Source organism: Xanthomonas sp. D-109 (genome assembly GCF_017746095.1).
Classification (GTDB): Bacteria; Pseudomonadota; Gammaproteobacteria; order Xanthomonadales; family Xanthomonadaceae; genus Xanthomonas_A; species Xanthomonas_A sacchari.
Window position 1 is genome coordinate 129152 of record NZ_JAGHWV010000003.1, and the last position, 16214, is coordinate 145365.

15 protein-coding genes are annotated in these 16214 nt (G+C 70.5%); 5 read left to right on the forward strand and 10 right to left on the reverse strand.

The window, feature by feature from the left end; all coding sequences use genetic code 11:
* Positions 1–38: 38 nt before the first annotated feature.
* The 3 genes from J7357_RS04990 to aroE all read right to left on the reverse strand — a co-directional run bounded on the left by J7357_RS04990 (position 39) and on the right by aroE (position 1659).
* Positions 39–371, reverse strand: coding sequence for a hypothetical protein (locus tag J7357_RS04990; protein WP_244667285.1), 333 nt, complete (start codon positions 369–371; stop codon positions 39–41).
* A gap of 63 nt (positions 372–434) precedes the next feature.
* Positions 435–761: a hypothetical protein gene (locus J7357_RS04995; protein ID WP_209245212.1), complete on the reverse strand. Its 327-nt coding sequence runs from the start codon at positions 759–761 to the stop codon at positions 435–437.
* A gap of 49 nt (positions 762–810) precedes the next feature.
* Positions 811–1659: a shikimate dehydrogenase gene (gene aroE, locus J7357_RS05000; RefSeq protein WP_209245213.1), complete on the reverse strand. Its 849-nt coding sequence runs from the start codon at positions 1657–1659 to the stop codon at positions 811–813.
* 52 nt (positions 1660–1711) lie between these two features.
* Here aroE and J7357_RS05005 point away from each other — a divergent pair, with 52 nt between their 5' ends.
* Positions 1712–2602, forward strand: coding sequence for a PD40 domain-containing protein (locus J7357_RS05005; protein WP_209245215.1), 891 nt, complete (start codon positions 1712–1714; stop codon positions 2600–2602).
* A 261-nt stretch (positions 2603–2863) separates the two neighbouring features.
* On the opposite strand, the gene J7357_RS05010 is transcribed toward J7357_RS05005, so the two are convergent.
* The gene (locus J7357_RS05010; RefSeq protein WP_209245217.1) at positions 2864–5371 is read right to left on the reverse strand and encodes a sulfite reductase flavoprotein subunit alpha; all 2508 of its coding nucleotides are present in this window, start codon (positions 5369–5371) and stop codon (positions 2864–2866) included.
* Positions 5372–5573: 202 nt separating this feature from the next.
* Between J7357_RS05010 and J7357_RS05015 the strand changes: the two genes are divergently transcribed.
* The gene (locus tag J7357_RS05015; protein ID WP_019801907.1) at positions 5574–6329 is read left to right on the forward strand and encodes a DNA/RNA non-specific endonuclease; all 756 of its coding nucleotides are present in this window, start codon (positions 5574–5576) and stop codon (positions 6327–6329) included.
* A gap of 114 nt (positions 6330–6443) precedes the next feature.
* On the opposite strand, the gene J7357_RS05020 is transcribed toward J7357_RS05015, so the two are convergent.
* Positions 6444–7331, reverse strand: coding sequence for a LysR family transcriptional regulator (locus tag J7357_RS05020; RefSeq protein WP_209245219.1), 888 nt, complete (start codon positions 7329–7331; stop codon positions 6444–6446).
* 91 nt (positions 7332–7422) lie between these two features.
* Here J7357_RS05020 and J7357_RS05025 point away from each other — a divergent pair, with 91 nt between their 5' ends.
* Complete coding sequence (locus J7357_RS05025; RefSeq protein ID WP_209245220.1) at positions 7423–8406, forward strand: NAD-dependent epimerase/dehydratase family protein; 984 nt, start codon at positions 7423–7425, stop codon at positions 8404–8406.
* A gap of 133 nt (positions 8407–8539) precedes the next feature.
* On the opposite strand, the gene hemB is transcribed toward J7357_RS05025, so the two are convergent.
* Both hemB and J7357_RS05035 read right to left on the reverse strand, forming a co-directional pair.
* Positions 8540–9532 carry a porphobilinogen synthase gene (gene hemB, locus J7357_RS05030; protein WP_209245221.1) on the reverse strand — a complete coding sequence of 331 codons (993 nt, stop codon included), beginning with the start codon at positions 9530–9532 and terminating at the stop codon, positions 8540–8542.
* Positions 9533–9739: 207 nt separating this feature from the next.
* Positions 9740–9988 (reverse strand): hypothetical protein, encoded by a 249-nt coding sequence (locus J7357_RS05035; protein WP_209245222.1) that lies wholly within the window; start codon positions 9986–9988, stop codon positions 9740–9742.
* Positions 9989–10160: 172 nt separating this feature from the next.
* On the opposite strand from J7357_RS05035, the gene J7357_RS05040 reads away from it, so the two are divergent.
* The gene (locus J7357_RS05040) at positions 10161–10637 is read left to right on the forward strand and encodes a hypothetical protein (RefSeq protein WP_209245223.1); all 477 of its coding nucleotides are present in this window, start codon (positions 10161–10163) and stop codon (positions 10635–10637) included.
* Positions 10638–10904: 267 nt separating this feature from the next.
* Complete coding sequence (locus J7357_RS05045; protein WP_081481889.1) at positions 10905–11258, forward strand: hypothetical protein; 354 nt, start codon at positions 10905–10907, stop codon at positions 11256–11258.
* Positions 11259–11332: 74 nt separating this feature from the next.
* On the opposite strand, the gene J7357_RS05050 is transcribed toward J7357_RS05045, so the two are convergent.
* From J7357_RS05050 to J7357_RS05060, 3 genes are all read right to left on the reverse strand, one after another.
* Positions 11333–13150 carry a DUF885 domain-containing protein gene (locus J7357_RS05050; protein ID WP_209245224.1) on the reverse strand — a complete coding sequence of 606 codons (1818 nt, stop codon included), beginning with the start codon at positions 13148–13150 and terminating at the stop codon, positions 11333–11335.
* A gap of 178 nt (positions 13151–13328) precedes the next feature.
* Positions 13329–13913: a cytochrome c oxidase assembly factor Coa1 family protein gene (locus J7357_RS05055; RefSeq protein ID WP_209245225.1), complete on the reverse strand. Its 585-nt coding sequence runs from the start codon at positions 13911–13913 to the stop codon at positions 13329–13331.
* A gap of 52 nt (positions 13914–13965) precedes the next feature.
* Entirely contained in the window at positions 13966–16197 is a 2232-nt protein-coding gene (locus J7357_RS05060; protein WP_209245226.1) for a S9 family peptidase, read from the reverse strand.
* Positions 16198–16214 lie beyond the last annotated feature (17 nt).

The following is a 16214-nucleotide window of genomic DNA, read 5'->3' on the forward strand; positions in this document are numbered from 1 at the left end:
GACTGAAACCCGGGAACTGAACGGTGCGGCGCGCCGCGTTATGGCAGCGGCGGCGCCGTCTTGCGCGGCAGCGCCAGCCACAGCGCGCGCAGCAGCAACGCCAGGCCGGCCACGTAGAGCGCATCGTCCAGCAGATGCACCAGCGCGGAAACGTCCGGATGGACGCCGCGGAACTGCGGAGACAGCAGCGCCACCGAGCCCAGGATCGCGTTCAACAGCCGCGGCAGGATCGCGTCCATCAGCAACACCGTCAGCCCGAGCCGGGCCAGCGTGCGCGCGCGGCCCGGCGCCAGCCGCGGGAGCAGCAGCAGGGCGATCAGCGGCAGCAACAGGCGCGCCAGCAAGCCGAGCGCACCGGTCAGCACGCTCATGTCCAGAAGCGGGTGCAACTCCATTGCCGGCATCGCGTCCTCCCTCGAATCCGGTGGCGTCGGTCAGTGCGGCGGCGCCACGCGCGGCGGCAGGGCGAAGCGCAGCGCCAGCACCACTAGCAGCACGCCCACCGTCAACATCAGGCTGAGGACCGCGCGCAGCACGCCCAGCCACATGGTGAACTGGGACAGGCTGGCGCCACGCGACATCAGCCACATCGGCAACATCGACAGCGCCGTGCCCAGCAGCATCACCACCAGCATGAGGCTCAACCCGCACAGGCCCAGCGTCCGTGGGCGACCGGGGCGCCGCGTGGCCAGCAGCGCCATCCCCACCACGTACACCACCACGACCGGCAGCTGGAACAGCAGGGTCGTCAACATTTGCATCGCAAGTCCAGTGTCCACGCAGTCGTTCCTCTCGATGAAGACGCAGGCGTCAGTCGGCGCTGACCAGAACCGCATCGCGCTCGCGCAGCGCGGCGTACACCGGACCGGTGTCCGGGCGCACGCCATGCCATGCCTCGAAGCTCTCGGCGGCCTGTTCCACCAGCATGCCCAGGCCGTCCACGGTGTCGCGGCAGTGCGCCGCACGCGCCCAGGCCAGGAACGCGATCGCCACCTCGCCGTAGTTCAGGTCCACCGCCAGGGTCATGCTGTTGATCAGCGACAGCGGCAGGGTGAAGCTGGCGGCCGGGTCGCGGCCGATGGTGGTGGCATTGACGATCAGTTCGAAATCGCCCAGCTCGCGCAGGTCTTCCCAGTAGCGCGAGATCGCGCGTGCCGGCTCGCCCAGCGCATCGACCAGCGCATCGGCGCGTTCCGGCGCCCGGTTGACCACCACCAGTTGCTGCACGCCGGCCTCCAGCAGCGCCGGCGCCACGCCGCGCGCGGCGCCGCCGGCGCCCAGCAGCAGCGCGCGGCGGCCGCGCAGGTCCAGGCCGTTGCGGTCGGTCAGGTCGCGCACCAGGCCGGCGCCATCGGTGTTGTCGCCGTGCCACTGGCCATCGCGGTAGCTGAGCGTGTTGACCGCACCGGCCGACTGCGCGCGTGCGCTGTGCACCACGCTGAGCGCGAACGCGGCTTCCTTCAGCGGCAGGGTCACGTTGGCGCCGACACCGCCGTCGGCGGCGAAGGCGGTCAGCGCCGCGGCGAACCCGTCGGCCTGGACGTCGATCGCCTCGTACTGCAGGGCGATGCCGGTCTGCTTGGCGAAGGCGGCGTGGATGCGCGGCGACAGCGAATGGGCGACGGGATGGCCGAACACGGCAAAACGGGAGTTGGGCATGGAGCGCTCGTTGGTTGTTTTAGACTGGCGGCGACATTCCATGGAATCCCTCATGCGGACCCCTGCCCTGCCGCTCGCGCTGGCCGCGAGTTTACTCTGCGCGCCGTGTGCGTTCGCGCTTTCCGAATTCGGCATCGAGGGCATGGGCGTGGTATCCACCGCTGCCGACGAGACCCGCGCCAGCGTATCGGCAGACGGCCAGCGCATCGTCTGGGCCAGTCCCGACCGCGCCGGCGGGCCCGGCGGCGGCGATCTCTGGCAGGCGCGGCTGCGCGACGGCCGCTGGAGCGACCCGCAGCCGCTGCCGGCACCGCTCAACTCGCCGAACCTGGACAGCGACCCGTTCTTCAGCGCCGACGGACGCTGGCTGTACTTCGCCTCCGATCGTCCCGGCGGCCACGGCGGCAGCGACCTGTACCGCGCGCCGGTGCTCGCCGACGGCGGCTACGGTGCGCCGCAGAACCTGGGCGCGGCGGTGAATTCGCCGGGCAACGAGCGTGCGCCGGCCCTGTCGCTGGACGGCACGCGGCTGCTGTTCGCCAGCGACGGCCATGGCGGCGCCGGCGGCCTGGACTTGTTCGTGGCGCGCCTGCAGGGTCAGACCTTCACCGCACCGCAGGCGCTGGCCGAAGTCAACAGCGCCGACGACGACACCGATGCGGCGTGGCTGGGCGACGGCCGCGCGCTGCTGTTCGCGCGTGCGCACGGCAATGCGAGCAGCCAGGTGCTGCTGGCGCAATGCGCCGGCGGCCGCTACGCGGACCCGCAGCCGCTGGCGCTGTCGTTCAACAGTCGCGACGGCCACACCGCCGGCGCCGTGCTGGATGCGTCCAAGCCCAGCGAACTGTTGCTGTCCGGCAGCGCCCGCGCGCCCAGGGCCGGCAAGCGCGACCTGTACCGGATCAAGGCGCCGGCCGCCACCGGTAGCGGCGACTGCAGGTAAGCGGGTTGCGCGGCGACGCGAGACAGGGCCGGTCTGCTGCCGCGCCGACATAAAACAAGCAGACAGAAAGCAGTTGTGGGAGGGACTTCAGTCCCGACGCATGGCACTCGGACGCATCGCCCGGTCGCTACACGCGTGCATTCCGCACGGATCAGAGTCCCTTAAATGGCTGCCACCGTCCTCAGCCCGTCATCATGATGCGCAGCGACGATCAACGCAGGCACGCAAGGCCCTGGATCGCGCTGCGATCGGCGCAGCGCCTCAATACACGTCGCGCCGGTAGCGGCCCTCGGCGCTGAGCGCATCCAGCGCGTCCTCGCCCAGGATCTCGCGCAGTGCCACATCCACGCCGCGCGCCATGCCGGCGAGGCTGCCGCAGACGTACACGGTGGCGCCGCGCGCGACCCAGTCGCGGACCGCGTCGGCGGATTCGCGCAGCCCGTCCTGCACGTAGCGCTTGTGTGCCTGGTCGCGCGAGAACAGCAGATCCAGGCGCTGCAGATGACCGGCGGCCTGCCACGCCTGCAGTTCGTCGCCGAACAGGGCATCGTGCGCCGCATTGCGCTCGCCGAACAGCAACCAGTGCCCCCGCACGCCGACCTGCTCGGCCTCGCGCAGCAGGCTGCGCAGGCCGGCGATGCCGGTGCCGTTGCCGATGAGCAGCATCGGCGCAGCGCCATGCCGCCGGAACCCCGGGTTGGCGCGCACCTGCGCGCGCAGTACCGCGCCCAGCGGTGCATGCTGGCACAGCCAGCCGGCGCCGAGCCCGGGGCTGCCGTCGTCGCGCAGGGTCAGGCGCACGACCATCTGCAGCAGGCCGTCGGCCGGCACCGAGGCGATCGAGTATTCGCGCAACGGCAGATTCGGCAGCGCGTCCACCCAGGCCTGCAGGTCGTCGCCCGGCGTTGGCGACGTCAGCGCGCGCGATGCCAGTGCCTGCCACAACGGCTGAGGCACGCCATCGGCCTGCACCGTCTGTTCGGCATCCAACGCCTGCGTCGCAAGCCAGGTGCGGACCGCGTCGGCGGCGTGGCAGGGCTGCACTTCCAGGATGTCGCCGGCATGCCAGTGCGCCTGCGGCGGCGGCACCAGATCGATGCGCCACACCGGCGCACCGACGCTGCCGGGATTGAGCAGGACGCGCCTGGCCAGGCGCCAGTCCAGCGGTTCCGGCGCCTGCAGCACCGGCGCCGACGCCGCCACGCCGGTGAGCGCGGACAGTTGCCATTGCCACTGCGCCAGCGCCTGCGGGTCGGCATTGTCCACTTCCAGTGCCGGGAACAGCGCCTGTGCGCCCTGCGCGTCCAGCCAGTGCTGCACCTCGCGGGAGAAGCCGCAGAACTGCGGGTACTGCCGGTCGCCCAGGCCGAGCATGGCGTAGCGCAGCTCCGGCAAGGCCTGCGCCTGGCGCAGCACGCGCCGGACGAAACCGCGCGCTGAGTCCGGCGGTTCGCCGTCGCCGAAGGTGCTGACCACGAACAGCACGCGCTGCGCGCCGCGCAGGTGCGCCAGCTCCAGTTGCGCCAGCGAACGCACCTCCACGGCCAGGCCTGCGGCCTGCAGGTGCGCGGCGGTCTGCCAGGCCAGGCGCTCGGCCAGGCCGCTCTGGCTGGCGAAGCCCACCAGCCAGGCGCCGGCGGCATCGCCGACCAATCCCGGCAGCGCGCGCCGCGCTTCGCGCAAGGCGCGCTTCTTGCGCCGGCGATCCAGGTACAGCATCCAGCCGGTGACGAAGAAAAGCGACATGCACAGGCTCGCCAGCAGCATCGCCACGCGCCCGGGCAGTCCGAAGAAGCTGCCGCTGTGCAGCGCGAACATGCTGGTCAGCAGGCGCCGGCCCAGCGGTTGCTGCCGATACTCCAGGTGGCGCAGGACGCGGCCGCTGGCCGGATCGACCTCCACGCTGTCGTAGGCGCGGTCGTGCGCCGGATCGGGTGGCAGGTAACGGGCCACGATCGGCTGGCCGCTGCGACCGGGCATGCGCAGGTCCAGGTAAGCGCGCTGCGCGGCCGGCAGGGTCGCCAGGGCCGCCTGCAGCCGCGCGTAGTCCACCGCCGGTGGCTTGCCGCCGCGACCGCCCTCCTTCTCCTTGGGCGCGGCATCGCCGCCGAGCACCGCCACCAGCCCCTGTCGGTACCAGTCGTAGGACCAGTACAGCCCGGTCGCGGCGATCAGCAGGTACACCAGCAGGCACCAGGTACCGATCACCGAGTGCAGGCTCCACAGGAAGCTGCGCCCCTGCCGGTTCCACTCCACCGCCCACCACGCGCGCCAGCTCCACCAGCGTCGCGGCCAGCGCAGATACAGGCCGGACAGGCAGAAGAAGATCAGCACGAAGGCGCAAACCCCGGTGATCGCCTTGCCGCGCTCGCCGGCGGCCAGGCGCCGGTGCAGGTCTTCGACGAAGGAGAAGAACCCGTCCAGGCGCGGCGCCGGCAGCACCGCGCCGGTGTAGGGGTCGAAGTACAGGCGGCCGCCGTCGCGGCCCGGCAGGCGCACCGCGGACGGCCGCGTGCCGGTCGGATCGATCAGCAGGCGGTTGCTGCGGTGCGCGCCGTCCAGGTCCAGGCGCCGCGCCAGCTCGGCCAGCGGCAAGGGCTGCTCGCCGGCGGCATGGCGCGCAGCGATGGCCGCCAGCGGCGGATTGGCCAGGCGCACGATCTCGTCCTCGAAGGCGAGCGTGGCCCCGCTCAGCCCCATCACCGACAGCACCAGACCGGCACTGATGCCGAGCAGCCAATGCAACTGGAACAACAGCGACTTGATCACGGCGGCGCGGTGCGGGACAGGGCGGTCGCGCATTGTAAATGAGAACGCTTATCGCATGCGATTGATCCGTCGCCGCGCGGCGTCTACCGCCAAGCGTGACCCGCGGCGCAGTTGCCATTGGCAGCACATCCAGCCGTCACCTGACGGACATCGAACGTGGCCAGTTTCTTCACCTCCATCGACCACCCCCGAGGTTCCTGCAATGTCCGTCTCCCTGCGCGGTTGTCTTGCCCTGCTTGCGCTGTTCGCCGCCCAGGCGGCCAGCGCCGCCACCAGCTGCCCCACGCTCTACGCCGGCGGCAAGGCGCCGACGCTCGATGCGTCGATCACCAGCCGCACCACCGAGGTCTGCCACACCGAGTACGTGCTGATGGCCTCGGGCGTGACCAAGGGTCCGCTGTACTCGGCCGAGCACATCACCGACCAGCAGGTCGCCGGTGCCGAATCGATCGGCCGCGTCGGCTCCTTCCACGACGAGACCGGCATCCCCGCCGCCGACCGCTCGCACACCTCGGACTACACCAACTCCGGCTACGACCGCGGCCACATGACCCCGGCCGGCGACGCTTCGACCACCAACTCGGAGAAGGAAACCTTCTCGATGGCCAACGTGGTCCCGCAGGACCACAAGCTCAACACCGGCGAGTGGGCGCGGATCGAGGAGCAGGTGCGCCAGCTGGCCAAGCAGCGCGGCGAGGTCTACGTGGTCACCGGCCCGGCCTTCGACAGCGGCACGCGCAGCAGCATCGGCGCCGACAACGTGCAGGTCCCGGACTACGTGTGGAAGGCGGTGTACGAGCCGGGCAACGGCGCGGCCGCCTACATGTGCGTCAACGACAGCACCATCAACTGCGACGTGGTGTCGATCAACGACGTCATCACCATGTCCGGCGTGGATCCGTTCCCGGCGATCAGCGCCAGCATGAAGGCCAATCCGATCGCGCTGACGTTGCCGTAAGGCAGGGATTCGGGAGTGGGGATTCGGGATTGGTAAAAGCGTCCTGACATCCCTGTCCGGGTGGGGGCGGCCGGCGGCGCGTGTGCGCCGGCCGGCCGCCATCGCGCACGCACCTCAGGCGGTGTGCGCGGTCATCGCCTCGACCAGGGCCGCGAACACCGCGCTGCAGGCGGCGCTGCCGCGCACGTCCTGGTGCATCACGATCCAGCTCTCCAGGCCCACGCGTACCTGCTGCGGCAGCACCGGCACCAGCGCCGGCGTGCGTCGCGCCAGCGCGACCTGGCAGAAGCCGATGCCGCAGCCGGCGCGCAGCAATGCCAGTTGCGCCAGGTCGCTGTCGGCACGCAAGGCGAACGCCTCGCGCCGCCATGCCGGCAAGGCACTGCGCGCCGCGCGCAGGAACGGCGTCTCCGCATCGAAGCCGATCAGCGCATGCTGCGGCAGGTCCTCCGGCGTCTGCGGCAGGCCGTGGCGTTCCACGTAGTCCCGGTGCGCGAACAGCGCCACCGCCACCTCGCCGACGTGACGCGCGATCAGCACGTCCTGCGTGGGCCGGGTCATGCGCACCGCCACGTCGGCCTCGCGATGCAGCAGGTCCTGCACCCGGTTGCTCAGCACCAGTTCCAGCCGCAGGTGCGGATGCGCGCGACGCAGGGCCGCCAGCACCGGCGGCAGCAGTTCCGCCCCGATCACCTCGCTGGCGGCGATGCGCACCGTGCCGCGTACCGCATCGCCGTGGCGGCCCGCCGCGCGCTGCAGCGACGCGGCCAGGCTGCCCATCGCCTGCGCATGCCCGCGCAAGGCCAACGCGGCATCGGTGGGCAGCAGGCCGGTCTGCGAACGCACGAACAGCGGCACCGCCAGCGCCTGTTCCAGCGCTGCCACGTGACGGCCGACGGTGGGCTGGGTCAGGCCCAACGCGCGTGCCGCCGCCGACAGCGAGCCTTCCTCCAGCACCGCCAGGAAGGACCGGTAGAGTTCCCAGCCGATCGTGTTGTCCATACAGAAATGTATAGCCGGTCCGCAGTATTCGCCAATTTTCTTCAGCGGCACCGGCACCGACACTGACCGCCGACCCCAACGGAGCGCTGTCATGTCCTCTTCTTCCACGGCCCTGGTGCTGGGCGCCAGCGGCGGCATCGGCGGCGAACTGGCGCGGCAGTTGCGCGACGCCGGTTGGCAGGTGCGCGCCCTGCAGCGCGGCCTCGCCCACCCCAGCGCGGAGCGCGACGGCATCCACTGGCTCCGCGGCGATGCGCTGCAACGGGCGGACGTGCTGCAGGCGGCCCGGGGTTGCGCGGTGATCGTGCATGCGGTGAACCCGCCCGGTTACCGGCGCTGGTCGGAGCTGGTGCTGCCGATGATCGACAACACCGTGGCCGCAGCGATCGCCGAGCGTGCCACCGTGGTCCTGCCGGGCACGGTCTACAACTACGGCCCGGACGCCTATCCGGCGCCGGACGAAGACGCGCCGCAGGCCCCGGTCACGCGCAAGGGCGCGATCCGGGTGGAACTGGAGCGGCGCCTGCAGGCGGCGACCGCCCAGGGCGCGCGGGCCATCGTGGTGCGCGCGGGCGACTTCTTCGGCCCGCGCGTGGGCAACAGCTGGTTCGCGCAGGGGCTGGTGCGCCCCGGGCGACCGGTGGCGACGGTGACCCTGCCGGGCGACCCGGGCGTGGGCCACCAGTGGGCCTATGTGCCGGACGTGGCGCGGACCATGCTGGCGCTGCTGCAGCGGCGCGAGCGTCTGCCGGCGTTCGCCCGCCTGCACATGGACGGGCACTGGGACGCCGACGGCTCGCAGATGGCCGCGGCGATCGCGCGGGTCGCGCAGCGCCACGGTCTGGCACCGCCACGCACGCGCCGTTTCCCGTGGCCGCTGCTGACCCTGGCCGTGCCGTTCTGGCCGCTGGCGCGCGAACTGCACGAGATGCGTCCGCTGTGGCGGCACCCGCTGCGCATGCGCAACGCGCGGCTGCTGGAACTGCTGGGCGAAGAACCGCACACACCGCTGGATGTGGCGGTGGAGGCGACGCTGCTGGGGCTGGGCTGTCTGCCGGGCTCCCATTCGGCCTGACGCGCGTAGGAGCGGCTTCCGCCGCGACCGGGCTTCGACAGGAACGCCCGGCCGCGGCGGAAGCCGCTCCTACAGCACGCCGACCATCGTTATCGGGCGTGCGCTGCAGCCGCTTGCACAGACAGACGCCGGCTCAGCGCGCCTCGCGCAGCCAGCGCGCCACCTGCGGCGCGAAGTAGGTCAGAACGCCGTCGGCGCCGGCACGCTTGAACGCCATCAGCGACTCCAGCACGCAGGCGCGCTCGTCCAGCCAGCCGTTGCCGATCGCTGCCTTGAGCATCGCGTACTCGCCGCTGACCTGGTAGGCGAAGGTCGGCACGCGGAATTCGTCCTTCACCCGCCGCACCACGTCCAGGTAGGGCATGCCGGGCTTGACCATCACCATGTCCGCACCTTCTTCCAGGTCCAGGGCGATCTCGCGCAAGGCCTCGTCGCCGTTGGCCGGGTCCATCTGGTAAGTGGTCTTGTCGGCCTTGCCGAGGTTGCCGGCGCTGCCCACCGCCTCGCGGAACGGGCCGTAGAACGCCGAGGCGTACTTGGCCGAGTAGGCCATGATGCGCACGTGCAGATGTTCGTCGGCATCCAGCGCGCGGCGGATCGCGCCGATGCGCCCGTCCATCATGTCCGAGGGCGAGACGATGTCCACGCCGGCCTGCGCATGCGACAGCGACTGCTGCACCAGCGCCTCGACGGTGATGTCGTTGAGCACGTAGCCGCGGTCGTCGATGATGCCGTCCTGGCCGTGGCTGGTGTACGGATCCAGCGCCACGTCGGTCATCACCCCCAGCTCGGGGAAGCGCGCCTTCAGCGCGCGCACCGCGCGTTGCGCCAGGCCGTCCGGGTTCCAGGCCTCGGCCGCGTCCAGCGACTTGCCGGCCGGGTCGATCACCGGGAACAGGTCGATCACCGGGATGCCCAGTTCCAGCGCGGCCTCGGCCTCCTTCAGCAGTTCCTCGATCGACAGCCGCTCCACGCCGGGCATGGAGGCGATCGGCGTGCGCCCAGGCACGTCGTGGACGAACACCGGCCAGATCAGGTCGTCGACGGTCAGGGTGTGCTCGCGCATCAGCCGGCGCGAAAAGGCATCGCGGCGCATGCGCCGGGGACGATAGTGGGGATGGGCCACGTGCAGGCTCCTGGGTGGGCGGATGTTGGGAGGCCGCGCCAGTCGTACGGCCGATGCCGCCAGGCACCGCAGGCCGCGCCGCCGGCACCGGCGTGAACGCAGGGCGGCCCGCGCGCGGGCCACCGTCGGCTGCGCATGTTACTCCCGCCGGCGTGGCAAGCCGCGCAGGATGCTGCAACACAGCATGCCGGTCGCCCGGCACGCGGCTCAGAGGACGCCGCCGCCCAGGCTCAGCCGGATCACCCCGACCACGATCACCAGCGCGTTGAGCAGCAGGCCGGTCTTGGCGCGGCCGCGATTGGGCGCGGCGGTGAACAGCAGCCCGATCGCGGCGATCAGCGCGCCGACCGCGGCGAACGGGATCAGGAACCAGTTGCCCCAGCCGAGCAGCGGGATGAAGGCCAGGATCATCCACAGCAACGCCACGATGCCCCACAGCAGACTGATCAGGCCCATGCCGGCCTCCATGCGAATGTCAGCCTGCACCATAGCGCGCGGCAACGACCAGGCAACCCAACTCTTGGCATGGGGATCACGGCGGCCCTGCCAGGGTGCGACAGCGGCGGGTTCGGCACGATTCACCCGGCCCGCCTATGATCGCGTGAGATCCGACCACGGGGGCAAGGCCATGAAGATCCGACCGTTGTTGCCGCTGGCGCTGCTGCTGAGCCTGGCCGGCTGCGCCAGTTCCTCGAAGGTGATGGTCGGCGCGGCGCGGCCGCCGATCGACCCGGCGCTGGTGCAGATCTACTCCGCGCCGCCGCCGGGAGCGGTGGATATCGCCCAGCTGGAAGCCTCCAGCGCGGCCGGCTTCGGCACCCAGGGCCAGACCGACGCGGCGGTGGACCGGCTCAAGCGCGACGCGGCCAAGCTCGGCGCCAACGGCGTGGTGCTGATGGGCGTGGGCTCGCAGCGCTCCGGCGGCGGCCTGTCGGTCGGCGCGGGCAGCTACGGCGGCCACGTCGGCGGCGGCCTGGGCATCGGCATCCCCACCACGCAGAAGCGCGCCGCCGGCATGGCGATCTGGGTGCCGCCGGGGGCGCAGGTGCCAGCGGAGCGGCAGCCCGTCCCGCCCCCGGGGGCCGCACCGCCCCAAGACCGCTGACGGCGACTGTCAGTACGGCGATCGAGGGGTGCCTGGGCGTGTCCACGTCCGTCCAGGCGCACGACCGGCGTCGGTGCTGGGCGCAGCAGGCGCCGCCGCTTGCGGTGTTTCGCACCCCAGAACCCCTGGTAAGCTAGGGCCGGGCTGCCCTATTTCCCGGCTGCGCTGCCGGCGCGTGCGTCTGACGCACCCAGGATTCGGAAGATGCGCTGCCAAATGGTCAGCCTGGGTATTCGGTGGACACCATCATTGACAGAAGGAATCGTTATGAAACGCTGGATATGGATATTGGTCGCCGCTGCCGGGCTGCAGACCAGTGCGATCGCATCGACGCCGCACCAGACGCTGGTCTGCCGCATGGACGACCCGTTCCTGTTCTGTTCCAAGGGCTGCGACATTCCTGACTACAACTGGAAGCCGGTGGACCCCATCTCGGGGACCTGGGCGCCGGTGTCGCCGTATTGCCCTTATCCAACACCGGTCTCGACACATCACTGCGTTGGATGGACGACGACCGCGATCGCAGCGCTTGCTCAATACCAGAGCATCTGTCCTGGCGCATTGAAGCAAGGACAGTGGAAGGGGACAAAGCCCCCGGAACTGGTTCCCTTCAAGCACTAGCGTTGGTTCGAGCGCCCAACGGATCAGGCTGGAAGGCGACGCACGCAGACGGTGCGTCGCTCCACATGCAAGGGTCAGGGCGCCTCGCTGCCACGCGTGTTGGCGATGAACTGGGTCTCCACCGCCTCCTGTAACTGGTCCGGGGGCAGCAACCCCTGGTCCAGCAGGAAGTTGTTGAACTTCAGCCGGTCGAACCTGGTGCCCAGCGCCAGTTCGGTGCGCATGCGCAGTTCTAGGATGCGGCTGTAGCCGTAGAAATAGCTGCCGGCTTGGCCGGGCGCGCGCACCATGTAGCGGTCCAGCTCCTGCCGCGCCATCGCCGGCGACAGGCCGACGTCGTTCTCCAGCACCAGGCGCGCACGCTCGCGGTCGATCAGGCCGAGATTGAGCATCGGGTCGAGCATGGCCCGCGCCGCGCGCAGCAGGCGGAACTGCAGGGCGATCAACTGCCCGTCCAGCGGCTCGTACGGCACCATCTCGGCCTCGGCGTACAGCGCCCAGCCTTCGACGTTGACCGAATTGAACGCGAACAGGCTGCGCGCCAGCGACACGCCGCGCTCGACCATGGCGGTGAACTGCAGTTCGTGGCCGGGCCGGCCCTCGTGCGCACTCAGCGTCCATGCCGCGGCGCCGAAGTTGAAATCGTCGTAATGCTCGCCCTTGCCGGCGCTGTCCGGATTGCCCAGCGGCAGCACGAAGGTGCCCTGCTCGCCGGTGTTGCCGACCAGCGGCGCCGGGCGGAAATGCGGCGCCGGTTGCGCGGCGCTTTCGGCCGGCGAGCCCAGGCGCATCTGCATCGGCCGCTGCGGCACGTCGACGATGCGCTGCTGGCGGATGATCGGATCGATGCGGTCGATGACGCTGCGGTAGTGCGCCTCGAGTTTGTCGTCGGGGATGGTGTCGCGCTTGAGCGCACGCAGCACGGTGCGGTAGTCGCGTGCATCGTCGCCGCGCAGGCCCTTTGCCGCGGCCACCAGCGGCGCCAGTTGCTGCATCGCCGCGCGGGTTTCCATGAATTCCAGCTGCGCGCGCTGCATCAGCACCTGCGGGGCGATGTCGATGCCGACCTGCTTGAGCTGGAACGCATACAGCTCTGGCGGCAGGCGCGCATCCTCGCGTGCCTGCGGCAACACCACCGTGCGGGTCCAGGTGGCGTAGTCCTGGAACTGCTTGTCCATCGCCGCCAGCGCCGCGTCCGCGCCGGTGATCCTGTACTCGGCGAACAGCGAACGAATGCCCTTGGCGTAGGTATCGACGTTGCTCAAGGCCTGCTCGACCTCGCGCTTGGTCGGCTGCAGGAGGTTGCCATCGGCGCGCTTCTCTTCGTAGCGTTGCCGCGCCAGCTGCAGGGTCGAGGTGCTGCCCGGCGCCAAGCCGACGTAACGCTGCAACCGCAGCAGCGCCTTGGCGCGGCGCGCCGCCGGTACCTGCTCGGACAACAGGTTGTTGATGCCGCCGAACACGTGCTGCGGCGCATCGGTCCATGGCAGCAGAAAGCGCTCATTGAGCGTGCTGCCCTCGATGGACTGGTCGGCGGCGTGGATCAGGATCGCCAGGTCCTGGCGCACGTTGGGATCGCGCTCCACCTGCAGTTTTTCCTGCAGCGTGCGACGCGCGGCGCTGGTGGCCTCGCGGAAGCGCCGCGCGTTGTCGGGACCGAAATCGGACACCTGGTCGTCGAAACCCGGTACGCCGAAAAAGCTCACCTCTTCGGCCTGGAACGGTGCCTGCGCCTGCAGCAGGATCTGCGCGAAGGCATTGCTGCGCTCCACCCAAGCCGGCGCGTGCTTGGCCGACGCAGCCGCCGGTGCGGCCGCTGCCGCCAGCGCAGGGAACGGCGAAGGTGCCGCCAGCGCCAGGGTCAGGGCGATGGCGAGGACACGTGGCTTCATGGCGCAGCTCCGACAGAACGATGCAGGGACCGTACGCGGCATTGCCGGATCGGCCATCTGCCGGAGGTCATGGCCGCCACCGCGCGGCGATGCCGCATGCGGCGGTGGCGATACGCCATCGCGTGCCCGTGGACGCTGTCGACCGCACACGACATGCGCGGCAAACCGCTTGCGCCCGCTATTGCGTGGCGTCGGCCTCGGCAGGCGTGGCGCTGTGCACGTCCGCCGCGGGTACCGGCGGCGCCTCGACCGCCATCCCGTCCGCCGCCTCGTCGTCCTCGCTGTCGGCGTCCTGCCCGAGCGCATCGAGCAGCGGGATCGCTTCACCCGCATCCGGCAATACCTGCAGGGTGGTGTAGTGCCACTCACCCGCATGGCGCTCGGCTTCGATGTACAGGGTGCCGTTGGCGCGCGTGCCGTGCAGCGACACGCTCAGGGCGGCATTGCCACTGCCGGCGCCGCTGCTGTTGAAGCTGCCGCTGGGCATGATGCCGTCCTTGATCGGCGCGCCCAGCGCGGCCGCCACGCGCGGATCGCGTTGCGCGGCCATCACGCCGACCCGGTACGGCTCGGACGACTTGGTGACGCGCGCGATGCCGAGCACGAACACCGCGATCGACGCCAGCAGCAGGGCGCCGAGCACCAGCACGATCAGCGGCACCGCCCATTTCCAGTGCCGCGCCCACCAGCCGCGCTTGGCCGGCGGCTGCGCCGTGGCGGAGGTGGGATCGGGCGTCCCGGGCAGCGGCGGCGGACTCGACATGGCGTCACTCCTTGTCATGCGGAAGCGGAGAGAGGGAAGCGCGGCGGCGCACTCAGGGCTTGAGGCAGCGCGCCAGGAACGCCTCGGTGGTGCGATAGCGATGCAGCGCGTTGCTGCCGGACAGGCCGTGCTTGGCGCCCGGATAGGTCATCAGCTCGAACAGCTTGCCGCGCTTCTGCAGTTCGCTCATCAGCGAGGTGGAATTGGTGAACAGCACGTTGTCGTCGGCCATGCCGTGCAGCAACAGCAGTTGCGAGGTCAGCCCGTCCAGGTGCGCAGCCACGCGGCTGTCGCGGTAACCGTCGGGATTGGCCTTGGGCAGGTTCATGTAGCGCTCGGTGTAGTGGCTGTCGTACAGGCCCCAGTCGGTCACCGGCGCGCCGGCGGCGCCGCAGGCATAGGCCTCGCTGTGCTTGGCCAGCAGCATCAGGGTCATGTAGCCGCCGTTGGACCAGCCGTAGACGCCGATGCGTGCGGCATCGACCCACGGCTGCGCCTTCAGCCAGGCCACGCCGCGCAACTGGTCGTCCACTTCCACGGTGCCCTGGTGCTGGTACAGCGCGCCGCCGAAATCGCGGCCGCGGCGCGGCGTGCCGCGGTTGTCCAGCGAGAACACCACGTAGCCATGCTGGGCCAGGTACTGGTCGAACAGCGCATCGCCACGGCCGGGCCAGCCATCGACCACGGTCTGCGCGGCCGGGCCGCCGTACACGTAGACCACCACCGGGTAGCGCTTGCCCGGATCGAAGCCGGCCGGCTTCATCAGCCGGTAGTGCAGCTGGGTCTTGCCGTCGGCGGCGGTCAGGGTGCCGAACTCGACCGGCCGCTGCGCCTCGCGGTAGGCGGCATAGGGATGCTGCGGATCGGCCAGGTCGTTGACCAGCAGGGTGGCGATCTTTTCGCCGTTGGCGCGGAACAGCTCGATCTGCGGCGGCGTGGTGGTGTTGGACCAGCTGTCGACATACACGCTGGCGTTCTTGGCGAAGCTGGCGGCATGCGTGCCGTTGGGCTTGGACAGCTTTTCGATGGCACCGCCGGCCAGCGGCACCGCGTACAGCTGGGTCTGGGTCGGCGACTCCTTGGTCGCGGAGAAATAGACCTTGCCGGCCGCCTCGTCCACCGCCAGCAGTTCGTCCACCATCCACTCGCCCTGGGTCAGCGGGCGCAGCGTGCGGCCGTCTTCCGAGGCCAGGTACAGGTGCTCGTAGCCGCTGCGCTCCGAGCCCCAGACGAAGCGCCCATCCTTGAGGAAGTGCAGATCGTAGGTGAGCGGCACCCAGGTCGGGCTGGTCTCGGTGATCAGCACGCGCTGCTTGCCGTTGGCCAGGGTCGCCTCGATCAGCTCCAGGCGCTTCTGGTCGCGCGACTGGCGCTGGAAGGTGAGCCGTTGCGGATCGCGCCAGTCCACCCGTGCCAGGTAGATGTCCGGGTTCTTGCCCAGGTCGATCCACTGCGGCTGCGCGCCGGCACGCGGCGCGATGGTGCCGAGCTGGATCCTGACGTTGGGCTGGCCGGCTTGCGGATAGCGCTGCTCCACCACCTCGGTGTGGTCGGCGTAGACCTCGGGGCGCTTCTGCACCGGCACCTCGGTTTCGTCGATGCGCGCGAAGGCGATCGCCGAGTCGTCCGGCGCCCACCAGTAGCCGGTGTGGCGATCCATTTCCTCGTCGGCAACGAACTCGGCCACGCCGTTGCCGATGGTCTCGCTGCCGTCGTGGGTGAGCTGATGCTGCTGGCCGCTGGCCAGGTCGATCACCCACAGATTGCGTCCGCGCACGAAGCTGACGTAGCCGCCCTTGGGCGAGATCTTGGGATCGGTGACGAAGCCTTCGCCGTGGGTGAGCTTGCGCACCGCGGCGCTGCCGGTCTTGCGCAGGTCGTACAGGTACAGCTCGCCGCCGAGCGGGAACAGCAGCGCATGCGCATCCGGCGCCCACTGGTACTCGACGATGCCGGTGTAGGCGGCGATGCGCTGGCGCTCGCGGCGCGCCTTCTCCTCGTCGCTCAGGGTCTCGGTGCCGGGCAGCACCAGCTTGGAATCCACCAGCATGCGGGTCTGCCCGCTGGCGATGTCGTACTCCCACAGGTCCAGCTGGTTGCGGTCGCTGTCCTTGCCGCGCAGGAAGGTCACCCGCGAGCCGTCCGGCGCCACCTTGGGCTTCATCAGGGTCGGCCCGGACAGCGGCTTGCTGCCGGTGATGGCCTCCAGGGTCAGTTTCTCGGCGTGGGCGGGAACGATGGGGGTGGCGAGCATGAGGGCGAGAGCGGCGAACAGAGAGCGCATGAAGGTTCCTGATGGAG

Bases quoted from the DNA above. Each gene is read 5' to 3' on its own strand.
- J7357_RS05020 (WP_209245219.1), bottom strand. From the start codon at position 7,331: ATGGACAACACGATCGGCTGGGAACTCTACCGGTCCTTCCTGGCGGTG.
- J7357_RS05040 (WP_209245223.1), top strand. From the start codon at position 10,161: ATGAAGATCCGACCGTTGTTGCCGCTGGCGCTGCTGCTGAGCCTGGCC.
- J7357_RS05005 (WP_209245215.1), top strand. From the start codon at position 1,712: ATGCGGACCCCTGCCCTGCCGCTCGCGCTGGCCGCGAGTTTACTCTGC.
- J7357_RS05015 (WP_019801907.1), top strand. From the start codon at position 5,574: ATGTCCGTCTCCCTGCGCGGTTGTCTTGCCCTGCTTGCGCTGTTCGCC.
- J7357_RS05060 (WP_209245226.1), bottom strand. From the start codon at position 16,197: ATGCGCTCTCTGTTCGCCGCTCTCGCCCTCATGCTCGCCACCCCCATC.
- J7357_RS05055 (WP_209245225.1), bottom strand. From the start codon at position 13,913: ATGTCGAGTCCGCCGCCGCTGCCCGGGACGCCCGATCCCACCTCCGCC.
- aroE (WP_209245213.1), bottom strand. From the start codon at position 1,659: ATGCCCAACTCCCGTTTTGCCGTGTTCGGCCATCCCGTCGCCCATTCG.
- J7357_RS05045 (WP_081481889.1), top strand. From the start codon at position 10,905: ATGAAACGCTGGATATGGATATTGGTCGCCGCTGCCGGGCTGCAGACC.
- J7357_RS04995 (WP_209245212.1), bottom strand. From the start codon at position 761: ATGCAAATGTTGACGACCCTGCTGTTCCAGCTGCCGGTCGTGGTGGTG.
- J7357_RS04990 (WP_244667285.1), bottom strand. From the start codon at position 371: ATGAGCGTGCTGACCGGTGCGCTCGGCTTGCTGGCGCGCCTGTTGCTG.
- J7357_RS05025 (WP_209245220.1), top strand. From the start codon at position 7,423: ATGTCCTCTTCTTCCACGGCCCTGGTGCTGGGCGCCAGCGGCGGCATC.
- J7357_RS05050 (WP_209245224.1), bottom strand. From the start codon at position 13,150: ATGAAGCCACGTGTCCTCGCCATCGCCCTGACCCTGGCGCTGGCGGCA.
- J7357_RS05035 (WP_209245222.1), bottom strand. From the start codon at position 9,988: ATGGGCCTGATCAGTCTGCTGTGGGGCATCGTGGCGTTGCTGTGGATG.